General features: G+C 70.7%; 25 protein-coding genes. 3 read left to right on the top strand and 22 right to left on the bottom strand.

What is annotated here, in order from left to right:
* Positions 1–371: 371 nt before the first annotated feature.
* The 3 genes from NFT33_RS13800 (at position 372) to NFT33_RS13810 (ending at position 6019) form a co-directional block, all read left to right on the top strand.
* A complete protein-coding gene (locus NFT33_RS13800) occupies positions 372–3218 on the top strand; it encodes an Rne/Rng family ribonuclease (protein WP_251676157.1) in 2847 nt (948 codons plus the stop codon).
* 176 nt (positions 3219–3394) lie between these two features.
* Positions 3395–5317, top strand: a complete 1923-nt coding sequence (locus NFT33_RS13805; protein WP_251676159.1) for a bifunctional chorismate-binding protein/class IV aminotransferase — start codon at positions 3395–3397, stop codon at positions 5315–5317.
* 84 nt (positions 5318–5401) lie between these two features.
* The gene (locus NFT33_RS13810; protein ID WP_251676161.1) at positions 5402–6019 is read left to right on the top strand and encodes a hypothetical protein; all 618 of its coding nucleotides are present in this window, start codon (positions 5402–5404) and stop codon (positions 6017–6019) included.
* A gap of 19 nt (positions 6020–6038) precedes the next feature.
* Here NFT33_RS13810 and nagZ read toward each other — a convergent pair whose 3' ends face one another.
* From nagZ to NFT33_RS13920, 22 genes are all read right to left on the bottom strand, one after another.
* Entirely contained in the window at positions 6039–7214 is a 1176-nt protein-coding gene (gene nagZ / locus NFT33_RS13815; protein WP_251676163.1) for a beta-N-acetylhexosaminidase, read from the bottom strand.
* 10 nt (positions 7215–7224) lie between these two features.
* Positions 7225–7623: a holo-ACP synthase gene (acpS, locus tag NFT33_RS13820; protein WP_251676165.1), complete on the bottom strand. Its 399-nt coding sequence runs from the start codon at positions 7621–7623 to the stop codon at positions 7225–7227.
* 2 nt (positions 7624–7625) lie between these two features.
* Entirely contained in the window at positions 7626–8414 is a 789-nt protein-coding gene (locus tag NFT33_RS13825; protein ID WP_251676167.1) for a pyridoxine 5'-phosphate synthase, read from the bottom strand.
* Positions 8411–9229 carry a DNA repair protein RecO gene (gene recO / locus NFT33_RS13830; protein WP_149504492.1) on the bottom strand — a complete coding sequence of 273 codons (819 nt, stop codon included), beginning with the start codon at positions 9227–9229 and terminating at the stop codon, positions 8411–8413. Before recO ends, NFT33_RS13825 begins: the two co-directional genes overlap by 4 nt.
* A gap of 4 nt (positions 9230–9233) precedes the next feature.
* Complete coding sequence (gene era / locus NFT33_RS13835; protein WP_220785960.1) at positions 9234–10169, bottom strand: GTPase Era; 936 nt, start codon at positions 10167–10169, stop codon at positions 9234–9236.
* 89 nt (positions 10170–10258) lie between these two features.
* Positions 10259–10942 (bottom strand): ribonuclease III, encoded by a 684-nt coding sequence (gene rnc / locus NFT33_RS13840; protein WP_149504491.1) that lies wholly within the window; start codon positions 10940–10942, stop codon positions 10259–10261.
* A 13-nt stretch (positions 10943–10955) separates the two neighbouring features.
* Complete coding sequence (locus NFT33_RS13845) at positions 10956–11324, bottom strand: DUF4845 domain-containing protein (RefSeq protein WP_149504490.1); 369 nt, start codon at positions 11322–11324, stop codon at positions 10956–10958.
* Between the two features lie 89 nt (positions 11325–11413).
* Entirely contained in the window at positions 11414–12382 is a 969-nt protein-coding gene (lepB, locus tag NFT33_RS13850) for a signal peptidase I (RefSeq protein ID WP_220785864.1), read from the bottom strand.
* A gap of 48 nt (positions 12383–12430) precedes the next feature.
* Complete coding sequence (lepA, locus tag NFT33_RS13855; protein ID WP_251676169.1) at positions 12431–14239, bottom strand: translation elongation factor 4; 1809 nt, start codon at positions 14237–14239, stop codon at positions 12431–12433.
* A 199-nt stretch (positions 14240–14438) separates the two neighbouring features.
* A complete protein-coding gene (locus NFT33_RS13860) occupies positions 14439–15992 on the bottom strand; it encodes a DegQ family serine endoprotease (RefSeq protein WP_376744162.1) in 1554 nt (517 codons plus the stop codon).
* Positions 15993–16015: 23 nt separating this feature from the next.
* Complete coding sequence (locus NFT33_RS13865; RefSeq protein ID WP_251676171.1) at positions 16016–17107, bottom strand: MucB/RseB C-terminal domain-containing protein; 1092 nt, start codon at positions 17105–17107, stop codon at positions 16016–16018.
* Positions 17108–17129: 22 nt separating this feature from the next.
* Positions 17130–17795, bottom strand: coding sequence for a sigma-E factor negative regulatory protein (locus NFT33_RS13870; protein WP_251676175.1), 666 nt, complete (start codon positions 17793–17795; stop codon positions 17130–17132).
* Positions 17796–17822: 27 nt separating this feature from the next.
* The gene (gene rpoE / locus NFT33_RS13875) at positions 17823–18431 is read right to left on the bottom strand and encodes an RNA polymerase sigma factor RpoE (protein WP_037481758.1); all 609 of its coding nucleotides are present in this window, start codon (positions 18429–18431) and stop codon (positions 17823–17825) included.
* Entirely contained in the window at positions 18428–18940 is a 513-nt protein-coding gene (locus tag NFT33_RS13880; protein WP_251676179.1) for a hypothetical protein, read from the bottom strand. The genes rpoE and NFT33_RS13880 overlap by 4 nt, the downstream gene beginning before the upstream one ends.
* Before the next feature lie 33 nt (positions 18941–18973).
* Complete coding sequence (gene fabF / locus NFT33_RS13885) at positions 18974–20218, bottom strand: beta-ketoacyl-ACP synthase II (protein ID WP_251676181.1); 1245 nt, start codon at positions 20216–20218, stop codon at positions 18974–18976.
* A gap of 43 nt (positions 20219–20261) precedes the next feature.
* On the bottom strand, positions 20262–20498 hold the full coding sequence (gene acpP, locus NFT33_RS13890; protein ID WP_037481750.1) for an acyl carrier protein: 237 nt from the start codon (positions 20496–20498) through the stop codon (positions 20262–20264).
* 116 nt (positions 20499–20614) lie between these two features.
* Positions 20615–21361, bottom strand: a complete 747-nt coding sequence (gene fabG / locus NFT33_RS13895) for a 3-oxoacyl-ACP reductase FabG (RefSeq protein WP_251676183.1) — start codon at positions 21359–21361, stop codon at positions 20615–20617.
* The gene (gene fabD / locus NFT33_RS13900) at positions 21358–22296 is read right to left on the bottom strand and encodes an ACP S-malonyltransferase (protein ID WP_251676185.1); all 939 of its coding nucleotides are present in this window, start codon (positions 22294–22296) and stop codon (positions 21358–21360) included. Before fabD ends, fabG begins: the two co-directional genes overlap by 4 nt.
* A gap of 52 nt (positions 22297–22348) precedes the next feature.
* Positions 22349–23341: a beta-ketoacyl-ACP synthase III gene (locus tag NFT33_RS13905; RefSeq protein ID WP_251676187.1), complete on the bottom strand. Its 993-nt coding sequence runs from the start codon at positions 23339–23341 to the stop codon at positions 22349–22351.
* Entirely contained in the window at positions 23338–24432 is a 1095-nt protein-coding gene (gene plsX / locus NFT33_RS13910) for a phosphate acyltransferase PlsX (RefSeq protein WP_259373342.1), read from the bottom strand. The genes NFT33_RS13905 and plsX overlap by 4 nt, the downstream gene beginning before the upstream one ends.
* Positions 24433–24485: 53 nt before the next feature.
* Entirely contained in the window at positions 24486–24668 is a 183-nt protein-coding gene (gene rpmF / locus NFT33_RS13915) for a 50S ribosomal protein L32 (protein ID WP_149504480.1), read from the bottom strand.
* A gap of 128 nt (positions 24669–24796) precedes the next feature.
* On the bottom strand, positions 24797–25423 hold the full coding sequence (locus NFT33_RS13920) for a YceD family protein (protein ID WP_220785855.1): 627 nt from the start codon (positions 25421–25423) through the stop codon (positions 24797–24799).
* Between the last annotated feature and the right edge of the window lie 36 nt (positions 25424–25459).

Below are 25459 nucleotides of genomic sequence, written 5' to 3' on the forward strand. Positions count from 1 at the left end.
GACGCGTCCTCCGGCCTGTCGCTGCTGTGGCCTGCGTCCGACGAACGGACGCCGCCGTCGCATGAAGCAGAAGTGCCTTTTGCCGTTTCCCGACCCGACCGCCGGCGCGCAGCGCCCCTGGCCGGAGCCGTCCGCTGCCGCGGATGCGTCGGATGGCGGACCCGTGCCCTGCCGGTCCGTCCGGCATCACGCGGCCGGCCTGCTGCGATCCGACCCGGCATCCCTCCTGTCCACGCACGCGCCAACGCTGCGCAGCTGATCCACCCGTCGCAAGACCGGTGCCTGCCGCGCAGTCCAGGGCGATTCCTTCCCGGCTCCTTCCGTGCGGCCTCGCGCATCTCTTGATGATGAAGCGAGCATGAGGAGAAAACGTGAAACGCATGCTGATCAACGCCACGCAGCCGGAAGAGCGGCGCCTGGCGATCGTTGATGGCCAGAAGCTGATCGACTTCGAGACCGAGATCGAAGGGCGCGAGCAGCGCAAGGGCAACATCTACAAGGCCGTCGTCACCCGTGTCGAGCCCTCGCTGGAGGCCTGCTTCGTCGACTACGGCGAAGACCGCCACGGCTTCCTGCCGTTCAAGGAAATCTCGCGCCAGTACTTCAGGGACGGCGTCGAGGTCCGCTCGGCGCGCATCCAGGACGTGATCAAGGAAGGGCAGGAACTGCTCGTCCAGGTCGAGAAGGAAGAGCGCGGCAACAAGGGCGCGGCGCTGACCACCTTCGTGAGCCTGGCCGGCCGCTATCTGGTGCTGATGCCCAACAACCCGCGCGGCGGCGGCGTCAGCCGCCGCATCGAGGGCGAGGACCGCGAGGAGCTGAAGGAGAACCTCGAGCAGCTCGAGTACCCGAAGGGCATGTCGCTCATCGCCCGCACCGCCGGCATCGGCCGCACCGCGCCCGAGCTGCAGTGGGACCTGAACTACATGCTCAAGCTGTGGTCGGCGATCGACGACGCGGCCAAGGGCGGCAAGGGTGCCTTCCTGATCTATCAGGAGTCGTCGCTGGTGATCCGCGCCATCCGCGACTACTTCACCGCCGACATCGGCGAGATCCTGATCGACACCGACGACATCTACGAGCAGGCGCGGCAGTTCATGCTGCACGTCATGCCCGAGACGGCCAACCGCGTGAAGCGCTACCGCGACGACGCGCCGCTGTTCAGCCGCTTCCAGATCGAGCACCAGATCGAGACGGCCTTCAGCCGCACGGTGCATCTGCCCTCGGGCGGCGCGATCGTGATCGACCACACCGAAGCGCTGGTGTCGATCGACGTCAACTCGGCGCGCGCCACCCGCGGCGGCGACATCGAGGAGACCGCGACCCGCACCAACCTCGAGGCCGCCGACGAGATCGCCCGCCAGGCGCGCCTGCGCGACCTGGGCGGCCTGCTGGTGGTCGACTTCATCGACATGGAGGAGTCGAAGAACCGCCGCGAGGTCGAGCAGCGCCTGCGCGATGCGCTGCGCCATGACCGCGCCCGCGTGCAGTTCTCGTCGATCTCGAAGTTCGGCCTGCTGGAGATGAGCCGCCAGCGCCTGCGCCCGGCGCTGAGCGAGGGCAGCCACATCACCTGCCCGCGCTGCAACGGCACCGGCCACATCCGCGACACCGAGTCCTCCGCGCTGCAGACGCTGCGCATCATCCAGGAGGAATCGATGAAGGAGGGCACGGCCGCGGTGCATGTCCAGGTGCCGGTCGAGGTCGCCAGCTTCCTGCTCAACGAGAAGCGCACCGAGATCACCAAGATCGAGCTGAAGCAGCGCGTCACCGTGCTGCTGGTGCCCAACAAGCACCTCGACACGCCGAACTACAAGCTCGAGCGCCTGCGCCATGACGATGCGCGCCTGGAGAACCTGAAGGCCAGCTACTCGATGATCGAGGAGCCGCCCGAGGACGTCGGCCTGCCCCGCCGCGAGAAGCAGCAGGCCAAGGCCAAGCAGGAGCCGGTGATCAAGGGCGTGCTGCCCGACCAGCCCGCGCCGGTCGCCGCGCCGAAGCCCGAGCCGGTCGCGGCGGCCCCGGTTGCCGCCGCACCGGCTCCGGTGGCGGCGCCTGTGCCGGCCCCGGCTCCGGTGGCCCCGGCGCCTGCGCCGGCCACCGGCTTCTTCGGCTGGATGAAGCGCCTGTTCGGCATCGCGCCGGCGCCCGCGCCGGTGCAGGCCGCGGTTCAGCCGGTGGGCTCGGCCGCTCAGCCGGTCGACGCCGATCCGGCGGTCGCCCAGCCCGCAGCGGCCCCGGCCGGCGAGCTGCGCGGTGAGCGTGGCGAGCGCGGCGATCGTCGCGGCGGCCGCAACGGCGAGCGCCGTGGTGGACGCAACGGCGAGCGCGCCGAGCGTGGCGAACGCGGCGAACGTGGCGAACAGCGCGGCGATCGTCCGCCGCGTGGCGAACGGGGCGAGCGCGGTGAGCGTCCGCAGCGCGAGCGTCGCCCGGCCCCCGAGGTCGCGGTGCCGGCCGACGAAGCCGCGCTGCAGGCGCCGGCCTTTGCCGACACCCAGCCTCAGGCCTTCGATGGCGAGGATGCCAGCGCCGAGCGCGATGGCCGCCGCCGCCGCCGTGGCGGTCGCAACCGCCGTGATCGTGACGAGCGCGGTGCCGAGGGCGCGGTGACCGAGGACGGCCAGGCCGTCGAGGTCGCGCCGACCGAGGTGTCCGAGCCGGCCGAGCCCGCACCGGTGGCCGCCGACGAGGTCCGCGAGGACGGCGCCGCCCGCGAGGAAGGCCGTCGCCGCCGCCGCCGTGGCGGTCGCCGCGACGAGGCGGTGGGCGAGGGTGCGCCCGACGGCGAGGCCGAAGGCCAGGACGCCGAGCCGGCGGCCGTGGCCGCGCTGGCTCCGGTCGAGCCGGCTGTCGAGCCGGTGGTCGCTGCCGCTGCCGTGGCGGCGGTCGCCGAACCGGTGCTGCAGGCCGTGGCCGAGCCGGTTGCCGAGCCTGTCGTCGAGCCCGTGGCGGTCGCGCAGCCCTATGTGCTGCAGATCGAGGCGCTGGCCGAAGTGGCCCGCGAGGCCGGTCTGGAGTGGATCAACTCCGACCCGGACAAGGTCCGCGCGGTCCAGGAGGCCATCGCCGCCGAGCCCAAGCCGGTCCATGTGCCGCGCGAGCCGCGTCCGGTGGTGCTGGTCGACGAGGGTCCGCTGATCCTGGTCGAGACCCGCCGCGATCTGGCCTCGCTGCAGCTGCCCTTCGAGGTCGAGGCCCAGGCCGCGCGCGGCTGATGCCGCCGTGAGCCGAGGGTGATGCCCTGCGCCAGCAGGGCGTCTCCGACATGACGCCGCCCGGCTTGCGCCCGGCGGCGTTTTTCTTGGCCGGGCATGATGCGTGCTGAGTCCGTGGCGTGCCCGTGCCGCCGCACCTGTCTGTCCGTTGCCTGTCCCGTTTCCAGTACACGACCGTGTTCCTGCCTGCCGATCCTGTCCCGTCTTCCGACCATTCCGCCGTCTTCGCGCTGCTCGACGAGGCCGACGCGCCCGCAGGCGCGCCGCGCAGCCGGCTGCTGAGCGGCTGGCTCGGCGAGTGGCGCTGCGACGATCCGGCCACGCTCGAGGCGGTCTGGAGCGGTGCGCAGGCACAGATCGCCGCCGGGGCGCACGCGCTGCTGCTGGTCGACTACGAATGGGGCGTGCGGCTGGCCGGCGCCGGCACGCCCGGCGGCTGGAGCGAGCAGGCGCCGGGCGCGCTGCGGCTGCTGATGTTCTCGCGGCTGCAGCGGCTTGACACCGCGGGCGTGGCCGCCTGGCTGGCCGAGGCCGAGGGCCGCGCCGAGCCCGCGCCGGCCGCGGTGCTGGCGCCGCAGCCCGACGACGATGCGGATGCCTACGCCGCCGCGATCGCGCGCATCCACGCGCTGATCCGCGCCGGCGAGACCTACCAGGTCAACCACACGCTGAGGCTGCGCGGCCAGGCGGTCGGCACGCCGCTGGCGCTGTACCGGCGGCTGCGCGCGCTGCAGCCGGTGCCCTTCGGCGCGCTGCTGGCGCTGCCCGGCGACCGCTGGGTGCTGTCGTGCTCGCCGGAGCTCTTCGTGCGCCACGAGGCGGGCCGGCTGGAGGCGCGGCCGATGAAGGGCACCGCCGCGCGTCGCCCCGACGATGCGCAGGCCGATGCGGCCGCCGCCGCCTGGCTGGCCGCCGACATCAAGAACCGCGCCGAGAACCTGATGATCGTCGACCTGCTGCGCAACGATCTCGGCCGCATCGCCCGCACCGGCAGCGTGAAGGTGCCGGCGCTGTTCCGGGTCGAGCCCTACCGCACCGTCTTCCAGATGACCTCCACCGTCGAGGCCGAGCCGGCGCCCGGCGTCGATCTGCCGGCGGTGCTGCGTGCGCTCTTTCCCTGCGGCTCGATCACCGGCGCGCCCAAGCACCGCACGATGCAGCTGATCGAGTCGCTCGAGTCCTCGCCGCGGGGGCTCTACACCGGCGCGATCGGCTGGGTGGAGGCGCCCGCGCCGGGCAGCGACCGGCGGCTGGGCGACTTCGCGCTGTCGGTGGCGATCCGCACGCTGGAGCTGGGCGCGCCGTCCGGTCCAGCGCCGGGGCCGGGCGGCCTGCGCCCGGTCCGGCTGGGCGTGGGCGGCGGCATCGTGCTCGATTCGGTGGCCGAGGACGAGGCGGCCGAATGGCGGCTGAAGTCGCGCTTCGCCACCCGGCCCGATCCGGGCTTCACGCTGTTCGAGACGATCCGCGTCGAGGCCGGCCGGCCGCTGCGGCTGCCGGCGCATCTGGCGCGGCTGGGCGCCAGCGCTCAGGCGCTGGGCTTCGCCTTCGACCGGGAGGCGCTGCAGGCGGCGGTGCTCGCGCAGGCCCGGGCGCTGGCGGGCGAGCTCGTGCATCGGCTGCGGCTGGATCTGGCGCGCGACGGCGGCTGGCAGATCCGCCATGGCGTGCTCGCGCCGCTGCCCGACGGGCCGCTCGGCCTGCTGCCGCCGGGCCCGGCGCTGCCGGCGGCCGAGGCAGCGCTGCTGGCGCACAAGACCTCGCTGCGCGCCACCTACGACGCGGCGATCCGCGAGGCCGAGGCGCTGGGTGCCTTCGACCGTGCCTTCGTCAATGCGCGCGGCGAACTGACCGAGGGCGCGCGCAGCACGCTGCTGCTGCGCCTCGACGGCCGCTGGTGGACGCCGCCGGTGGCCGCCGGCGCGCTGCCCGGCGTGATGCGCGCGGCGCTGATGGCCGATCCGGCCTGGGCGCTGCAGGAACGGGTGCTGCATCCCGCCGATCTCGAGCGTGCCGAGGCGCTGGCGCTGTGCAACGCGCTGCGCGGTGTCTGCCCGGCCCGGCTGCATGGCTGTGCCAGCCTGGAGCAGCGCGGCTGAGCGAGGCCGGGTCTGTGCGGGTGGGCGGTCTTCCGGGGCATCACTACAGTACCCCGCCATGAGGAAGAAAGAGGAGATCCGCTCGTGACCAGCCTGTTGTTCTTGCTGCTGGCGGCTGCCGTCGGCTTCTGGATCGGCCGTGGCCAAGGCCGTGGCGAGGCGGCCCGCCAGGTGGCGGCGCTGCAGTCCGAGGTCGATGCGCGCGAGACCCGCGACCGTGCCGCCCAGGCGGCCGCGCTGAGCGAAGCCCAGTCGGCGCTGACCCGCGCCCAGGCCGCCTGCCGCGCCGAGGTCGAGGCGCTGAACCAGCGCCTGGCCGAGACCCGGCGCCAGTCGGAGGCGGCGGTGGCGGCGCTGCGCGAGGAGCAGGCCCGCGCCGCCAGCGAGCGCCAGTCGCTGCAGCAGCGCGCCGAGGCGCTGTCGGCGCAGGTCGATGCGGAAGCGGCCCGGGGCGCCGCGCTCTCGAGCCAGCTCGAGACGGCGCAGGCGGCCCGTCAGGCCGACGAGCGTCGGCTGCAGGCGCTGCAGCAGTCCGGCGAGGCGGCCGCCCGGGCGTCGACGGCGCTGGCCCGCGAGGCCTACCAGGCGGTGAAGTCGCTGCGCGACGAGCTGGCGGCCGAACGCGCCGCCCATGCGCAGACGCGCGAGCAGCACGGCGCGCTGGCGCGCGAGGCCTACACCGCGCTGCGCCGCGCGGCCTGAGCCCGGCGGGTCCTTGCGTTCAGAGCAGCGGCTCGAGCCGCTGCAGCGCGCGCCGGTAGGGCGCGTCGTGCATCAGCTCGTCCCAGGTCAGCGGCGGGGTCTGAGGCAGCAGCGCCAGGCGGCGCGCCTCGCTGTCGGGGTTCTGGCGCCAGTCGCCGCGCTCCAGCGCCGCCTGCAGGCCGTCGAGCAGCTCGTCGACCGCGCGGCCGCCGTCGAGCGACTGGTTGCACAGCAGCACCATGTCGCAGCCGGCGCTCAGCGCCAGCGTCGCGGCCTCGGTGTAGCTCAGCACCGCGCCGTCCTTCACGCCGGGCACGCGGCGTGCGCCTTCCATGCTCAGGTCGTCGCTGAAGATCACGCCGGTGAAGCCGAGCTGCTCGCGCAGCACCGTGTTCAGCCAGCGCGACGAGTAGCCCGCCGGCCGCGCGTCGACCTGCGGATAGATCACATGCGCCGGCATCACGCTGGTGAGGCTGGTGGAGAGCCACTCGTAGGGGCGGGCGTCGTCGGTCAGGATCGTCTCGAGCGTGCGCTCGTCGGTTGGCACCGCGACATGGCTGTCGGCCTCGGCCCAGCCGTGGCCGGGAAAGTGCTTGCCGCAGTTGGCCATGCCGGCCTGCAGCAGGCCCTGCATCAGGCTGCGCGCCAGCGTCGCGGCCACCCGCGGGTCGCGGTGGAAGGCGCGGTTGCCGATGACGCCGCTGCGGCCGTGGTCCAGGTCGAGCACCGGCGTGAAGCTCAGGTCGACGCCGCAGGCGCGCAGCTCGGCCGCCAGCACCCGGCCGGCGGCGCAGGCCATGTCGCAGGCGGTCAGCGCGCCGTGGCCTTCGCCCTGGGTCGCGTCGTTCATCCAGCGCTCGCCGAAGGCGCGCATCGGCGGCAGGTGGGTGAAGCCGTCGCTGCGGAAGCGCTGCACCCGGCCGCCCTCGTGGTCGACGCAGACCACGACGTCGGGCCGGATCGACTTGATCTCGGCCACCAGCCGGGTCAGCTGCGCGCGGTCCTGCCAGTTGCGGCCGAACAGGATCAGGCCGCCGGTGAGCGGATGCGCCAGGCGGCGGCGGTCGTCGTCGTTCAGCGTCAGGCCGGCGACATCGAGCACGACCGGTGCATGCGCCGGGACGATGGGCTCGAACTCGGGCTGAGCGGCCTTTTCGGCCTTCTTGGGCTTGTCGGACTTCTTGCGGGTGGGCATGGGGCGGGCCTCAGGGTTGGCGGGTCTCGACGACGACGAAGCTGGTGGCGTAGTCGCTCTCGTCGGTCAGGCTGACATGGGCGACGAGGCCCTGCTGGTCGAACCAGGCGGCCAGCGCGCCGTGCAGGCGGATCTCGGGCTGGCCGCTGGGGCGGTTGAGCGTCTCGCAGTCGCGCCAGCGCATCGGCGAGCGCAGGCCCAGGCCGATCGCCTTCGAGAAGGCTTCCTTGGCCGAGAAGCGGGTGGCGAGGTAGGCCACGCCGCGGGCCTCGACCCGCGCGCGGCGGGCGCGGAAGACCTCGATCTCGTTCGGGCCGAGCACCTTCTCGGCGAAGCGCTCGCCGTGGCGCTGCAGCGCCGCGCGGATGCGGCGGATGTCGCAGATGTCGGTGCCGATGCCGCGGACCATGCTCAGCGCGGCGCGAAGGCGCGCTGGATGCAGCGCTGGTAGTCGCGGATCGTCTCCGTGTAGCCCAGCTCCAGTGCGTCGGCCACCAGCGCGTGGCCGATCGACACCTCCTGCACGCCTGGCACCTCGCGCAGGAAGTCGCTCAGGTTGTCGCGGTTCAGGTCATGGCCGGCGTTGATCTCCAGGCCGGCGGCCAGCGCGGCCTCGGCGGCGGCGCGGTAGCGCGCCAGTGCCTCGGCCTGGCGCGGCGTGCCCCAGGCGCTGGCGTAGGCCTCGGTGTAGAGCTCGACCCGGTCGGCGCCGACCTCGCGCGCGGCGCGCATCATCTCGGGGCTCGGGTCCATGAAGAGGCTCACGCGCACGCCCAGCGCCTTGGTCTCGGCCACCATCGGCGCCAGCCGCTCGAGGTCGGCGGGAAAGGTCCAGCCGTGGTCGGAGGTGAACTGGCCGACCGTGTCGGGCACGAAGGTGGCCTGGTGCGGGCGGATCTCGCGGATCACGTCCATCAGGTTGTGGAAGGGGTTGCCCTCGATGTTGTATTCGACCTGCGGCCAGTCCTTCAGCAGTTCGGCCAGATCGCGCACGTCGTGGGCGCGGATGTGGCGCTCGTCCGGACGCGGGTGCACGGTGATGCCCTGCGCGCCGGCCTCCAGCACGAGGCGCGCCGCCTTCGTGACGCTCGGGATGCCGAGATGGCGGGTGTTGCGCAGCAGCGCGACCTTGTTCAGGTTGACCGACAGCGCGGTGCGGCTGCCACGGTGGCCGGCCTCGGGAGCGACGAGAGGGTTCATGGTGGGGTGGAAGGTTCGGTCAGCTTCTGGATCTCGACCATCAGCGCGCGGGTGCGCAGCATCGAGGTGTCCAGATGATAGTGAAGCAGGCCGCGCAGCAGCGTGCGCAGCGCCGGCAGCGCGCCGCGGCAGGCCTGGCGCAGGGCGGCCAGATCGCCGGCGGCCAGCGCTGCCTCCAGCGCATGCAGCGTCGCGCCGGACAGGCCGCCGGCACCGTCGATCGGCGTCACGCCCCGTTCGGCATGCAGGCCGTGGCGGGCCTGGGGCTCGACCGGCTGCTGCGTCTGCGTGACCCGGCCCAGTTCGGGCAGCACGCCCGATTCGCGCAGCAGGAACAGCTCGAAGGCGCGCAGGGCCGCGGCGGTGGCGGCCTCGTCGTCGCGGTCGAGCGCCGGCAGCGTCAGCGCGTAGGCATCGAACAGGCGCGGATGCGGATCGTGGCGCTGCAGCGCGCGCATCAGCAGCTCGTTGAGGTGGAATGCCGCCAGCAGCGCCGCGCCCGAGGGCATCGCCGCCACGCCGCTGCCGTCGGGCAGGGCGCCGGCCCATTCGGCGCTGCGCAGCAGGTGGATCTCGGGCGGTGCGGCCTCGTCGCGGCGCTCGGCGCGTCCGCCCAGCATGATCTGCAGGCGCTGGAAGGGCAGCAGCACGCTGCGCAGCTGCGAGTGCGGCCGCTTGGCACCCTTGGCGACCGCGGCGATGCGGCCGCGGTCTCGGGTCCACAGCTCCAGGATCAGGCTGGACTCGCTCCAGTCGTGGCGGTGCAGCACATAGGCGGCCAGCGGGGCCGGCGCGGCGCGTCGGCTGGTGGCCACCGGATCACTCGTAGCCGTAGCTCTTCAGGCGCTGCTCGTCGTCGGCCCAGCCGGAGCGGACCTTGACCCACACTTCCAGGAAGACCTTCTTGCCGGTCAGGCGCTCCATCTCGGTGCGGGCCTCGGTGCTGATGCGCTTGAGGCGCTCGCCGCCTTCGCCGATCACCATGCCCTTGTGCGCGTCGCGCTCGACGATGATGGTCGCGGCGATGCGGTTCAGGCGACCGCCCTCGACCTCCTCGTACTTGTCGATCTGCACCGTCGAGGTGTAGGGCAGTTCGTCGCCGGTCAGGCGGAACAGCTTCTCGCGGATCAGCTCGGCGGCGAGGAACTTGTCGCTGCGGTCGGTCAGCGCGTCGGCGTCGTAGAACCAGGGCTGCTCGGGCAGGTAGGGGCGGATGATGCCCAGCAGCCGCTCGGTGTCGGCCGGCCTGGTGGCCTGCAGCGGCACGAACTCGGTGAACGGGTGGCGCTCCTGCATCTGCTTGAGCCAGGGCAGCAGGTCGGCGCGGCGGTGGATCAGGTCGAGCTTGTTGGCGATCAGGAAGACCGGCTTGCCCTTCGGGATCATCGACAGCACCTTGGCGTCGTCCAGGCCGAAGCGGCCGGCATCGACCAGGAACAGCACCACATCCACATCGCCCAGCACCGACTGCACCGTCTTGTTCAGGTTGCGGTTCAGCGCCGCGGTACCCTTGACGGTGTGACGGGTCTGGAAGCCGGGCGTGTCGACGAAGACGAACTGGGTGTCGGCGTCGGTGGCGATGCCGGTGATGCGGTGGCGCGTCGTCTGCGCCTTGCGCGAGGTGATGCTGACCTTCTGGCCGATCAGCGAGTTCATCAGCGTCGACTTGCCGACATTGGGGCGGCCGACGATGGCGATCAGGCCGCAGCGGGTCGGGCCCTCGGGCTGGCCGCCCGGGCGGGCGGCGGCGAGCATGGCCTCCAGATCGGGCTGGAGCGACGGGGCGCCGTCGGCGGTCTCGTTCTCGGATTCGGAATCGGGAAGGTTCGGTTCGTTCGGAAGGGTCATTCGTGTTCGGCGCTGAGCCGCTCCAGGGCGATGCGGGCGGCTTCCTGCTCGGCGGCGCGGCGCGAGCGGCCTTCGCCGCGGGCCTCGACGCCATGGCTGGCGACCGCGCAGACGACGACGAAGGTCTGGTCATGGGCGCGGCCGCGGGTGGTCTCGATGCGGTATTCGGGCACGCTGTGGCGGCGCGCCTGCAGCCATTCCTGCAGCTGGGTCTTGGCGTCCTTGGCCCAGGCCTGGGTCGCGGTCTCGGAGATCAGCGGCGAGAACAGCCGGCGCACCAGCGCCTGGGCCGCGTCGAAGCCGGCATCGCGGTAGACCGCGCCGATGATGGCCTCCATCGCGTCGGCGAGGATGGACGGGCGCTGGGCGCCGCCGCCGCGGGCCTCGCCCTCCGACAGGCGCAGCATCGCCGGAATGCCCAGCGACAGCGCGATGCGGTGCAGCATGTCCTGGCGCACCAGATGCGCGCGGATGCGGGTCAGATCGCCCTCGGGCGAGTCGTCGTACTGATCGAACAGCAGGTCCGAGACGGCCAGGTTCAGCACCGCGTCGCCGAGAAACTCGAGACGTTCGTTGTGATCGGCGCCGTAGCTGCGGTGCGTGAGCGCCAGCACCAGCAGCTCCCGCTGGCGGAAGCTGTGACCGAGACGCTGCGAGAAGGCTTCGAGGGACGGATTCAAGGTCAGGACCTTTTTACTTCGATCGACCGCTGTACTTGATCAGCAGCGCCACCGGACCGAAGAGTTCGATCTCCTTGGCATAGGCGAAGCTGATGACGATGCGGTCATTGTCCTTCGTCACGTCCAGATCCTCGCCACTGATCGTGCTGATGGCGTACTCGACGGACTTGATCTTGTCAAATTCCGCGCGGATGCCCGGTACGGTGCTGGCGCCGCTGTCGGCGATGCGGCTGACCACCCGCTTGATCGTCAGGTATTCGTTGACGGTCGGGATCACGCGCATGGCCAGCAGTGCGGCCGAAGAGATCAGCACGGCCCAGAAGACCAGGCCGATCAGGGTGATGCCGCGCTGGCTGCGGGCGTGCGGGAGACGGGCGTTCATCGGATGGCGTCCTCGATGGCGGCGGGTCGCCGCGGCCGCAGAGCCGGCCGCCGTCCCGCGGGATGGCTGATAGGGCGGATGGACGGGGGTCAGTGGAAGGGGCCGATGCGCTTGACGTTGCCGAAGTTCATCCACACGAAGAAGGCCCGGCCGACGATGTTCTCGTCCGGCACGAAGCCCCAGAAGCGGGAGTCCTCGGAGTTGTCGCGGTTGTCGCCCATCATGAAATAGTGTCCGGCCGGAACCTTGCAGGTCACACCTTCTGCGGTATAGCTGCAGTTCTCCGAGCCGGGAAACTGGCGCGCACGCATGCCGTAGCTCGACGGCAGCGAGGGATCGACCAGGATGCGGTGGCTGTCCTCGCCGACCTGCTCGCGGAACTGGCGCGAGTAGGTGCGGCGGTCCTCGTCGTAGTAGTCCTCGAGCTGCTCGAGCGGCACCAGCTTGCCGTTCAGGTAGAGCTTCTGGTTGATGTAGGCGACCTCGTCGCCGGGAATCGCCACCACCCGCTTGATGAAGTCGATCGCCGGATCGACCGGATAGCGGAACACCATCACGTCGCCGCGGCGTACCGGCTCGTTGTCGATGATCTTCTTGTTGATCACCGGCAGGCGCACGCCGTAGTGGAACTTGTTCACCAGGATCAGGTCGCCGATCTCCAGCGTCGGGATCATCGAGCCCGACGGGATCTTGAACGGCTCGAACAGGAAGGAGCGCAGCACGAACACCATCAGGATCACCGGGAACAGTCCGGCGGTCCAGTCCAGCCACCAGGGCTGGGCCAGGATCTTCTGGCGCGCGCTCTCGACCTGGCTGTCGACCTGCTCGATGCCCTGGCGGGCGAGCTGGGCGCGGCGTTCGCCGTCCTCGCGGGTCAGCGCCGCGGCCGCGGCCAGCCGGCGCGGCAGGAAGACGAAGCGCTCGGCCAGCCAGTAGGCCATCGTCACGACGGTCAGCGTGAACAGCAGCAGCGAGAAGTTGCCGCTCCACTTGCCCAGATACCAGCCCGCGCCGTAGAGCGCAAGCAGGCCGTAGAGAATGCCGGTGAGGGGTCCCATCGATCGTCCGGTTCGGGTTGTTCGGGCGCGAGGCGGCGGGCCGGGCGCTCAGTCGTCCACCTGAAGGATCGCCAGGAAGGCCTCCTGCGGCACCTCCACCGAGCCGATCTGCTTCATGCGCTTCTTGCCCGCCTTCTGCTTCTCGAGCAGCTTGCGCTTGCGGGTGATGTCGCCGCCATAGCATTTTGCCAGCACGTTCTTGCGCAGCGCCTTGACGTCCTCGCGGGCGATGATGTTGGCGCCGATCGAGGCCTGGATGGCCACGTCGTACATCTGGCGCGGGATCAGCGTGCGCATCTTGGCCGCCACCGCGCGGCCGCGGAACTGGCTCTGCGAGCGGTGCACGATCATCGCCAGCGGATCGACCCGGTCGCCGTTGATCAGGATGTCGACCTTGACCACGTCGGCGGCGCGGTACTCCTTGAACTCGTAGTCCATCGAGGCGTAGCCGCGGCTGACGGACTTCAGCTTGTCGAAGAAGTCCAGCACGATCTCGGCCAGCGGCAGCTCGTAGGTCAGCATGACCTGCTTGCCGTGGTAGGCCATGTTCATCTGCACGCCGCGCTTCTGGTTGGCCAGCGTCATCACCGGACCGACATAGTCCTGCGGCATGTACAGGTGCACCGTGACGATCGGCTCGCGGATCTCCTTGATGCGGCCGACCTCGGGCATCTTGCTGGGGTTCTCGACCTCCAGCACCGTGCCGTCGTTCAGCTCGACCTCGTAGACCACGCTCGGGGCGGTGGTGACCAGATCCTGGTCGAACTCGCGCTCCAGACGCTCCTGCACGATCTCCATGTGCAGCAGGCCCAGGAAGCCGCAGCGGAAGCCGAAGCCCAGCGCCTGGCTGACCTCGGGCTCGAAGCGCAGCGAGCTGTCGTTGAGCTTGAGCTTTTCCAGCGCATCGCGCAGCTGCTCGTACTCGCTCGACTCCGACGGATAGAGGCCGGCGAAGACCTGCGGCTGGATCTCCTTGAAGCCGGGCAGGGCCTCGCTGGCGGGGCCGGCGTTGTTCGGCAGCTTCTTGTCCAGCGTCACCGTGTCGCCGACCTTGGCCGAGGCCAGCTCCTTGATGCCGCAGATCAGGAAGCCCACCTCGCCGGCGCGCAGGCAGTCGCGGTTCTCGCTCTTGGGGGTGAAGACGCCCAGGTGGTCGATCGGATAGACCGTGTTGGTCGCCATCAGGCGGATGCGCTCGTTCTTGTGCAGCGCGCCGTCGACCACGCGCACCAGCATCACCACGCCGACATAGTTGTCGAACCAGGCGTCGATGATCATCGCGCGCGGCGGGCCGTCCGGATCGCCCTTCGGCGGCGGCATGCGGGTGATGACCGCTTCCAGGATCTCGTCGATGCCCATGCCGGTCTTGGCCGAGCAGGGGATGCCGTCGGTCGCGTCGATGCCGATCACGTCCTCGATCTCGGCCTTGGCGTTGTCCGGGTCGGCGCTGGGCAGGTCCATCTTGTTCAGGACCGGCACCACCTCGACGCCGAGGTCGAGCGCGGTGTAGCAGTTGGCCACCGTCTGTGCTTCCACGCCCTGGCTGGCGTCGACCACCAGCAGCGCGCCTTCACAGGCCGACAGCGAGCGGCTGACCTCGTAGGAGAAGTCGACGTGCCCGGGCGTGTCGATCAGGTTCAGGTTGTAGGTCTTGCCATCCTTGGCCTTGTACTGCAGCGCGGCGGTCTGGGCCTTGATGGTGATGCCGCGCTCGCGCTCGATGTCCATCGAGTCGAGCACCTGGGCTTCCATCTCGCGGTCGCTCAGGCCGCCGCAGCGGTGGATCAGTCGGTCCGCCAGCGTGCTCTTGCCGTGGTCGATGTGGGCGATGATGGAGAAGTTTCTGATGTGATCCATGGCGTGCAGGTGCAGTGCGCTTCTTCGACGCTGGCCGGCAGCGGCAGGTGTGGCGGAAACATGTCGCGCGGACCGACAGGCTTCGGCGCAACGAAAAAAGGCGCGTCGTCCGAGCGATGACGCGCCTTCCGGCAGGCATTCAAGGGGCGGTCAGCCCGGTCAGCCCGGCATTGTAGCCAAAACCCCTCTGGCTGGCGGTTCAGCGGGCGGGGTTGGGGCGGATCAGCACGAACTGGGCCTCGCTGCCTCGCCGCACCAGCAGGCTGGCCGGGCGGCTGCGGTCGAGGCGGGCCACCAGCGCATCGAACTGGCGCGCGTCGGTCACTTCCGCCTGACCCAGGCCCAGGATCAGGTCGCCCTCGCGCAGGCCGGCCCGTGCGGCCGGGCCGTCGACCGCCTCGACCCGCACGCCGGCCTTCACGCGGGCCTCGCGGCGCTGTTCCGCGCTCAGGTCGCTCACCGTCAGGCCCAGCACGCTGGCGGCGACACCGGCGGCCGGTGCCTTGGGCTCGGCCTTGCCGCTGCGCGCGGCGGCCGGCTTCGTTTCCGGCTCGAGCTCGGCCACCGTCACGCCCAGGTCGCGGGTGGTGCCGCGGCGCCAGACCTGCAGCGTCGACTTGGTGCCCGGCTTCGTGTTGCCGACCAGACGCGGCAGGTCGTTCCACTTCTCGACCGCCTTGCCGTCGAAGCGGGTGACGATGTCGCCGGCCTCCAGGCCGGCCTTCTCGGCCGGGCTGCCGGGCTCGACCGAGCGCACCAGCGCGCCGGCCGCCTTGGCCAGGCCGAGCGATTCGGCCACGTCCTTGGTCACCTCGCCGATCTGCACGCCGATGCGCCCGCGCACCACCCGACCGCCGGCCTTGAGCTGGTCGGCCACGCGGTTGGCCTCGTCGATCGGGATCGCGAACGAGATGCCCATGTAGCCGCCCGAGCGGCTGTAGATCTGCGAGTTGATGCCCACCACCTCGCCGCGCAGGTTGATCAGCGGGCCGCCCGAGTTGCCGGGATTGATCGCGACATCGGTCTGGATGAAGGGCAGCATCTCGCCGGTGTCGCGTGCCTTGGCGCTGACGATGCCGGCGGTGACGGTGTTGTCGAGGTCGAAGGGCGAGCCGATCGCGATCACCCATTCGCCCACGCGCAGCCGGTTCACGTCGCCGAAGCGCACGGTGGGCAGGCCGCTGGCCTCGATCTTCAGCACGGCCACGTCGGTGCGCTTGTCGGCGCCGACGACACGCGCCTTGAACTCGCGCTTGTCGGTCAGGCGCACGATCACCTCGTCGGCGCCGTCGATCACATGCGCGTTGGTCATCACCAGACCGTCGGCCGAGACGATGAAGCCCGAGCCGACACCGCGCGGCGTGTTGCCGCCGCTGTCCTCGTCGTCGGGCTGGGGCTGACCGCGGCGCGGCATCGGCACGCCGAAGAAGCGGCGGAAGAACTCCTGCATCTCCTCGTCGGGGCCGGCCTGTCCGCGCGCGGCGGTCGCCACCTTCGCGGTGGTGCGGATGTTGACCACCGCCGGGCCGACCTGCTCGACCAGATCGGCGAAGTCGGGCAGGCCGCGGGCCAGTGCCGCGCTGCCCGACTGGGCGGCGGTCGCGGTCACGCTGGTCGGCGTGCCTTGTGCGGTGGCGTCATGGGACGAGGTCAGCGCCGCGACGAGCGCGGTCGCGCCCAGCAGCGCGGAGCCGGCCATCAGCCAGCGTCGCGACGGGCGGGTGATCGGGTGCGGTGCGGAAGTGTCGGACATCGTGGATCGCTGTGAAGGAAGGATCAGGGCTTGCGCTTGCGCTCGAGGCTGCCGGTGAACTGCTGCAGCGTGGCCGGCGGCACGGCGCCGACCGCGGTCACCCACCAGTCGCCCAGCCGCCGGCTCAGCGCACTGGTGCTGCCGACGGTGGCGGGTGTCTCGCGGCGGCTCACGCCGGCGACATGGGGCTCGATGAAGAGGGAGACATTGGCCAGGCCGTCGCTGTAGACCGCCTGCAGCACGCTGGCGCCCGCGCCCGGGGGCTGCGAGACCGGCTGGGGCTCGGCCGTGGAACGTGGCGTCGGCCACGGCGTGATCGGTCGGCGCAGCACCCGCTGGGCGACGAAGCCCGACACCGGCGCGCGCAGGCTCCAGCCTTCCGCGCCCAGATCGGTCGGCTGGTAGCTGGGCCGGCTGATCTGGTAGCCCTCGAGCTGGTTCATCTCCTGCAGCAGCTGCTGGGGCTGCAGCTTGCCGCCGATCTGGAGCTCGCTGAAGGCGGTCGACTCGAGCACCTCGCCCTGCGGGCCCAGCAGGTCGGAGCGCAGCAGCAGGCCGGTGCGGCGCTCCAGCCAGAGGCGCCGGGCATAGCGCATCGTGTCGCGCGGCCGCAGCGTCACGACCTGGGCCTCGAGTCCGGCCACCCGGTCGTCCGCTTCCAGCATCAGCTCGTAGGAGTCGGCCAGCCGGCCGGAGTCGCCGGGCGGCAGTGGCTGCGGGAAGCGGCCGAGCAGGTCGCGCTGCTCGATCAGCGCGCTGCGACGGGCGGGCCAGAGCACATGGATGGTGTCGTTGTGGCGGAACACCCGGCGCATCTGGCCGTCGAGGGCCTCGATGCGCTCGATCTGCTCGCGGCCGTCGCAGTAGTGGGTGATGCGCGAGCTGCTGATCTGGCCGCCGCTGCTGGTCACATAGGTGCCGACATAGCTCTGCTGCAGGCCGGCATCCTGGATGCGGCGCAGCAGCGTGCCGAGATCGGCGGTGGCGGTGCTGCCGATGGTGGGGCTCGCCGGGTGACCGGGGGCCGCCGCATGCGCCCCAGGCATCAGCAGCGCGCCACCGAGCAGGGTGGCCGCCGCGGCGCGGGACAGGCCCGCCTGAAGGTGGATCCTCATGGATGCGTGCCGACGGGGGCGCTCAGCGTGCAGGCACCGTCTCGAAGGAGGTGCTGCGCAGATAGCCCGGAGCCGGGCCGAGGCTGGCGCCGTCATGGAGATGCTGGTGGTGGGCATTGACATAGCGGATCAGGTCGGCTGCATCGCCCTCGGGGCCGGTCGGGGTCTGCACCCGCACGGTCTGCACCTCAGGCGCCGTCGGTGCGGGCGTGCTGACCGCCAGCTGGCCTGCGCCGCTGGTCAGTGCATCGGGCCGGGTCACCAGCACGGCACCGGCCACCAGCGCCACGCCGGCCGCCATGCCGACCGGCGCGACCCAGCGGCGCATGCGCATGCCCAGACTGCGCTGCACCGGCAGGCCGACGACCTGGGCGGTGTGCTCGACCTGTTCGCGGGGCGGCTCCGGCTGGAGCATTGGCTGGGGCGCCAGCACGACCGGCTCGCGGGCCAGCCGCTCGCGCACGCCGGCCAGGAAGGCCGCGTCGCTGGCGCTGCGCTGTCCGAGATCCTCCGAGCGCAGCACGTCGCCGATCAGATGGTAGGCATGCCACTGGGCGCGGTCGTCCTCGTCCTGGCGCCACTGGCGGCAGACCGCCTGGACCAGGTCGCGGTCGGCCTCGCCGTCCATCAGGGCTGACAGTCTCTCGCGCGAGCGGACACGCTCCGCAGGCAGATCAGATTCGCTCATCACTCGCTCCAGGCCGGGCTGCAGGATTCACCAGCGCCGACCCTGTTGGGTATCCAGAAGAGGGCGCAGCCGCGTGGCAATCGCCTCCCGCGCACGAAAGATGCGCGAGCGCACGGTGCCGATCGGACACGCCATCACCACGGCGATCTCGTCGTACGAGAGCCCTTCGATCTCGCGCAGCAGGATGGCCTGGCGCAGGTCGTCGGGCAGGGCCGCGATCGCGGCGTTGACCGTGTCCGCGATCTCGCGGCTGGCCATCAGCGCTTCCGGCGTCTCGTCATGGCTTAGTTCATGTTCACGCCGTTCGGTTCCCTCGTCATCCTGGCTGGCGGAGGCCAGCGCGCTCTCGGTCATGACCGGATCGCGCTTCAGGTCGGCCAGCGCCTTCTTGGCGGTGTTGACCGCGATGCGATAGAGCCAGGTGTAGAAGGCGCTTTCCCCCCGGAACTGGGGGATGGCCCGGTAGGCGCGGATGAAGGTTTCCTGCGCGATGTCGGGCACCAGGTCGACATCGCGGACAAATCGGCCGATCAGGCGCTCGATCCGGCGCTGGTACTTGACCACCAGCATCTCGAAGGCCTGCATGTCGCCCTGGCGGACCCGTTCGACCAGTTGTTGATCGGCGTCGTCGCTCATCGCTCAGCAGGGGGCAAGGGGGTGGGGGAGGACGGCAGCGGCGCCGTGGCCGCCGGCCGGGCCTGCAGCGTGCAGCGCAGCCGATGCCACTCGTCGGGCTGATCGCGGCGAGCCAGCGCGAGCCAGCGTGGCCGCTCGGTCCGGAGCCTGATGCGCAGCAGCAGCCAGTCTCCGGCATCGACGTGGCAGACCGGTTCGCCGGGCCGGCCGTCGAGATGCCAGTCGGGATGGCTGTCCGTCGGCGGCTGCAGCTGGACGATCCGGCCTGACGGCAGCTCGCGCAGCATCCGGCGCACCAGAAAGAGCTGCCCGGCCAGGGCCGACAGCGCGGTCAGCAGCGGCAGAACGGGGAGTGCCGGCGGCACGGTGTCGACCGCGAGTCCGTGATGCCAGAGCAGCCAGCCCGCCACCAGCAGTGGTGGCGGCAGCAGACTGGCGCGCAGCAGGCCGGACCAGCGCGGGTCCGGGCGCAGCATGAAGGTCGCCGGCTCCAGCAGGGTCCGGGCCATCGCCGCCTGACGTCTTCGGCAACGGGGTGCGGCTCAGACGCGGCGGATGACCAGGGTGCCGTTGGTGCCGCCGAAACCGAAGTTGTTCTTCACGGCGACATCGATGCGCATCTCGCGCGCGGTGTTCGCGCAGTAGTCGAGATCGCACTCCGGATCCTGGTTGAAGAGGTTGATCGTCGGCGGCGAGATCTGGTGATGCAGACCGAGCACGGTGAACACCGACTCGATGCCGCCGGCGCCGCCCAGCAGGTGGCCGGTCATCGACTTGGTCGAGTTGACCACCAGCTTCTTCGCGTGATCGCCGAAGGCCAGCTTGATCGCGTTGGTCTCGTTGACGTCGCCCAGCGGCGTCGAGGTGCCGTGCGCGTTGACGAACTGGACCTCGTCGGCATTGACGCCGGCATTGCGCAGCGCCATCTGCATCGAGCGGCGCGGGCCGTCGACGTTCGGGGCGGTCATGTGATAGGCGTCGCCGCTCATGCCGAAGCCGGCGATCTCGGCGTAGATCTTGGCGCCGCGCTTCTTCGCGTGCTCGTACTCCTCGAGCACCATCACGCCGGCGCCTTCGCCGAGCACGAAGCCGTCGCGGTCCTTGTCCCACGGGCGCGACGCGGTCTTCGGATCGTCGTTGCGGGTGGACAGTGCACGCGCCGCGGCAAAGCCGCCCATGCCCAGCGGCGAGACGGTGGACTCGGCGCCGCCGGCCACCACCACGTCGGCGTCGCCGTACTCGATCATGCGAGCGGCCATGCCGATGCTGTGCAGGCCGGTCGTGCAGGCCGTCACCAGCGCCAGATTCGGGCCCTTGAAGCCGCACTGGATGGAGACATGGCCGGAAATCATGTTGATGATCGAGGCCGGGACGAAGAACGGCGAGATGCGGCGCGGGCCACGTTCGCGGTATTCGTCGTGGGTGTTCTCGATCATCGGCAGGCCACCGATTCCCGAACCGACCATCACCGCGATGCGCTCGGCGAATTCCTCGCTCAGCGCCTCGCCGGTGGGCAGGCCGGCATCCTTCACGGCCTGCAGCGAGGCCGCGATGCCGTAGTGGATGAAGGCGTCCATGTGACGCGCTTCCTTGGCCGGGATGTAGTCCTCGATCCGGAAGCCCTTGACCTCACCCGCGAAGCGCACCGACAGGTTCGATGCGTCGAAATGGGTGACATGGTCGATGCCGGACTTTCCGGCGACGATGCTGGCCCAGGACTCGTCCACGGTGTTGCCCACCGGGGTGACGAGGCCCAGACCGGTCACGACAATGCGGCGACGGGTCATGCGGATGCGGAGTGCGGTCGGTTGGGAATGGTGCGCGTCAGGCTCAGGCCTGGTTGGCCTTGGCGTAGTCGATCGCGGCCTGGACGGTGGTGATCTTCTCGGCTTCCTCGTCCGGGATCTCGATGCCGAACTCGTCTTCCAGGGCCATGACCAGCTCGACGGTGTCCAGCGAGTCGGCGCCCAGATCGGCGACGAAGGCCTTCTCGGCCGTCACTTCTTCCTCGGCCACACCGAGTTGTTCGGCAATGATCTTCTTGACGCGTGCTTCGATGTCGCTCATTTCTCTCCTCCGAGAGGGTTGGTGCAAAAACAGCCTGCGATTCTAAGGGCTTCGTGAGGCAATTCACTGAAAGCCCGTCCCGATGATCCGCGCAGGGCAGACGGATCACCCGGACATCAGTTCATGTACATGCCGCCGTTGACATGCAGCTCGGTGCCGGTGATGTAGCCGGCGGCCGGCGAGGCCAGGAAGGCCACCGCCTCGGCGATGTCCTGCGGCGAGCCCAGGCGGCCCAGCGGGATCTTGGCCAGCAGCGCGTTCTTCTGCGCTTCCGGCAGCACTTCGGTCATGTCGGTGGCGATGAAGCCGGGGGCCACGCAGTTGACGGTGATGTTGCGGCTGCCCAGCTCCTGGGCCAGCGAGCGGGTCATGCCCGCCACGCCGGCCTTGGAGGCGCAGTAGTTGGCCTGGCCGGGGTTGCCCGCGGCGCCCACCACCGAGGTGATGTTGACGATGCGGCCGAAGCGCTGCTTCATCATCGGCTTGATCGCGGCGCGGCAGGCGCGGAAGACCGACTTCAGGTTGGTGTCGATCACCGCGTCCCAGTCGTCGTCCTTCAGGCGCATGGCCAGCGTGTCGCGGGTGATGCCGGCGTTGTTGACCAGCACATGCAGGCCGCCATGCTGCTTGACGATGCCGTCGATGGCGGCGTCCAGCGCGGCGGCGTCGGTGACATTGAGCGTCAGGCCCAGGCCGCCGAACGGGGCCAGTGCCTCGCCGATCGCGGCCGAGCCGCTGTCGCTGGTGGCGGTGCCGATGACCTTGAAGCCCCGCTCGGCCAGCAGCAGCGCGATCGCGCGGCCGATGCCACGGCTGGCGCCGGTGACGAGAGCAACCTGTTGAGCTTGGGCGGGAGCGTTCATGCGAGCAGGGTCTTGACTTCGGCCAGGGTGACCGGATCGAGGATCGTGGCGGAGGCGAGTTCGGCGTCGATGCGCTTGACCATGCCGGCGAGCACCTTGCCGGGGCCGCATTCGACCACATGGGTCATGCCGCGCGCCTTCAGCGCGCCCACCAGCTCGACCCAGCGCACCGGGCCGAAGGCCTGGCGGTAGAGCGCGTCGCGGATCGCGTCCGCGTCGGTCGGCGTGGCGACGTCGATGTTGTTCAGCACCGGGATCTGCGGCGCCTGGATCGTGATCGAGGCCAGACGCTCGCGCAGCCGCTCGGCGGCCGGCTTCATCAGGCTGGAGTGGAAGGGCGCGGACACCGGCAGCGGCAGCGCACGCTTGGCGCCCAGGCCTTTCAGCACCGCGCAGCCCGCTTCGACGCCGGCCTTGGAGCCGGCGATGACGGTCTGCTTCGGGTCGTTGAAGTTGACGGCCTCGACCACTTCGCCCGATTCGGCCGCTGCCTTGGCGCAGCCCTCGCGCACCGTGGCGGCGTCCAGACCCAGGATCGCGGCCATGCCGCCGGTGCCGACCGGCACCGCGTCCTGCATCGCCTGGGCGCGCAGGCGCACCAGCGGCAGCGCATCCATCAGCGTCAGGCTGCCGGCCGCGACCAGCGCGGTGTACTCGCCCAGCGAGTGGCCGGCGACGATCGCCGGTGCGCCGCCGCCCTCGGCCAGCCACGCGCGGTAGTTGGCGATGCCGGCGGTCAGCATGACCGGCTGGGTGTTGGTGGTCAGGTCCAGCGCCTCCTTCGGGCCCTCGCCGATCAGGCGGGCGACATCCTCGCCGAGGGCGGCACTGGCTTCTTCGAGGGTGGCACGCACGGCGGGGTGGTCGCCCCAGGCCGAGAGCATGCCCACCGACTGCGACCCCTGGCCGGGGAACACGAAGGCGAACGCGGTCATGTGAGATCCGTGAGTTGTCGTGGAGGGAGCGGGGTGGTGCCGGGCAGCGGACTCAGAAGTCCAGCAGCACCGAGCCCCAGGTGAAGCCGCCGCCGACGCCCTCGAGCAGCAGCGTCTCGCCGCGGCGGATGCGGCCGTCGCGCACGCCGGCGTCCAGCGCCAGCGGGATCGACGCCGCCGAAGTGTTGCCGTGCTGGTCGACGGTGACGATCACCTTCTCCAGCGGCAGCTTCAGCTTGCGGGCGGTGCCCTGCATGATGCGGATGTTGGCCTGGTGCGGGATCAGCCAGTCGATGTCGGCCTCGGTGCGGCCGGCCTTCTCGAGGCTGGCGCGCGCGGTCTTCTCCAGCACGCCCACGGCGAGCTTGAAGACGGCCTGGCCGTCCATGCGCAGCAGCGGCACGCCGCTGATCCGGCCGCCCGAGACGGTGCCGGGAACGCACAGGATGTCCAGATGGCGGCCATCGGCATGCAGGTCGGTGGCCAGGATGCCGGGCGTGTCGGAGGCCGACAGCACCACCGCGCCGGCGCCGTCGCCGAACAGCACGCAGGTGGTGCGATCCTTGAAGTCGAGAATGCGCGAGAACACTTCCGCGCCGATCACCAGCGCATTGCGGGCGCTGCCGGCGCGCACCATGGCGTCGGCGACGGTCAGCGCATAGACGAAGCCCGAGCACACCGCCTGCACATCGAAGGCCGGGCAGCCGTGCAGGATGCCGAGCTTGCGCTGCACGATGGTCGCGGTCGACGGGAAGACCATGTCCGGCGTCGAGGTCGCGACGATGATCAGGTCGATGTCGGCGCCGGTGAGCTGCGCGGCCTCGAGCGCGCGCCGTGCCGCCTCCACCGCCAGATCGCTGGCGTTCTGGGTGTCGTCGACGAAGTGGCGGGCGCGGATGCCGGTGCGCTCGACGATCCAGTCGTCCGAGCTCTCGATGCCGTCAGCCGCCAGGCGGGCGACCAGATCGGCGTTGCTCAGGCGTTGCGGGGGCAGCGCACTGCCGGTGCCGGAAATGCGCGAATGGCGGGGTGTGGGGGTGGTCATGCAGCGTGACGGGCTGCCGGGGGCTCGTTCGCCGCCGACGTGCCGGCACCGGGCAGGGCCTGCAGCGTGGCGAGGATCCGATCATGCACCCGGTCGAGCAGGCGGTTCCGGGCGGCATCATACGCCCGATTCAGCGCGTTCTCGAAGGCGAGCGCATCGGCCGAGCCGTGGCTCTTGAACACCAGGCCGCGCAGGCCCAGCAGCGCCGCGCCGTTGAAGCGGCGGTGATCGAGCCGCCGCGAGAAGCGCTTGAGCATCGGCATCGCCAGCATCGCCACCATCTTGGTCAGCGGCGTGCGGGTGAACTCCTGCTTCAGGAAGCTGGTGATCATGCCGGCCAGGCCTTCGGCGGTCTTCAGCGCGACATTGCCGACGAAGCCGTCGCAGACGACGAGGTCGGTCGTGCCCTTGAAGATGTCGTTGCCCTCGACATTGCCGTGGAAGTTGATGTGACCGGCCGCGGAGACGGCGCGCAGCAGTTCGCCTGCACGCTTGATCGTCTCGTTGCCCTTGATCGCTTCCTCGCCGATGTTGAGCAGGCCCACGGTCGGGGCCTCCTTGCCGTCGACGGCCGAGACCAGCGCGCTGCCCATGACCGCGAACTGCAGCAGATGTTCTGCGCTGCAGTCCACGTTCGCCCCGAGGTCGAGCATGGTCGTGAAGCCGTCGTGCTGGTTGGGCATGACGCTGGCGATGGCCGGCCGATCGATGCCGTCCAGGGTCTTCAGCAGATAGCGGGCCACCGCCATCAGTGCGCCGGTGTTGCCTGCGGAGACGCAGGCGTCGGCCATCGTCACGCCATTGCCGTCGGGCTTGACCTGCTGGATGGCCACACGCATCGACGAGTCGCGCTTCTTGCGCAGGGCGACTTCCACCGGGTCGTCCATCTCGACGACTTCGGAGGCGATCACCATGCGGCAGCGCGCCCAGCCGGCGGCGGGCGCGAGCGCCTGTTCGGTGCCCACAAGCACCAGCTCGGCATCGGGATGCCGGTCAAGAAAGGAGCGGCATGCGGGCAGCGTCACGGAAGGGCCGTGATCGCCCCCCATGCAGTCCACCGACAGCCGGACCGTGCGGGTCGTGTCGTTCAAGGCAGGGCAGATTGGGTGTCAGTGCCGGCAGGCATGCCGGCAACCGGCAAGACTCAGGCGTCGGCCTTGGTCTTCAGGACCTTGCGGCCACGGTAGAAGCCGGTCGGGCTGATGTGGTGACGCAGATGGATTTCGCCGGTGGTCGACTCGACCGCGGTGCCCGGGGTGGTCAGGGCATTGTGCGAACGGTGCATGCCACGCTTGGACGGCGACTTCTTGTTTTGCTGGACGGCCATGTTGAGACTCCTGAATCCTGGTTTTCCGATTGGAAAAGCTTTCGATTGTAGCACGACCTCCCGCCGGGTTCCGAATGCTCCCGGACTCGAGGGGCATCGGGGTGGCCGGGTGTTGCTGTCGCGCCGCGTCAGCCGGTGCTGCCGCCATCGTCCGTGCCCGGATCTCGGCGCAGCCGGGCCAGCACCGCGAACGGGTTCGGGCGCCCTGAGGCGCTTTCCTCCGCGGCGGCATCGCCTGCCGGCGCGGGCGCCGCAGGCTGGCCGTCAGGCAGGGCTTCACCCCGGTCGAGCCGGACCTCGACTGGGCAGGTCTCATGGCGAGCCACCGGGGGCAGTTCCATCAGCAGTTCGTCCTCGACCAGCTCGAGCAGGTCGAAGGTGCGGCTCAGCGCCAGCACATCGTCCTCGCTGTCGGCGTCGAGTTCGGCCGCCTGGGTCTCGTTGGCGACGAACAGGAAGCTGCGCTCGAAGGCCAGTGCGGTGGCCACCGGCTCGAGACAGCGCTGGCAGGGCAGGTCCAGCTCGGCCGAGCCGCTCAGGTGCAGCCACAGTTCGGGCTCGGCGCCGCGGCGCGGGCGCAGTTCGGGCTCGGCATGCCAGCGCACTGCCGGCTGGTGCGCCGCATCGGCGTTCTCGTGCAGGCACTCGACCAGGCGCTCGAAGCCGGCCAGCGGCTCGTCGCCGCCCAGCGTCTCGCCCGACTCGATGAAGGCCCGCACGTCGAGGCGGCGGGGCTTGAATTCGCGTGCTTTCATGACGCGAAGTATGACGCGAAGTGTCGGGGCCGGCCT

The organism is Sphaerotilus sp. FB-3, from assembly GCF_023706025.1.
Classification (GTDB): Bacteria; Pseudomonadota; Gammaproteobacteria; order Burkholderiales; family Burkholderiaceae_C; genus Sphaerotilus; species Sphaerotilus sulfidivorans.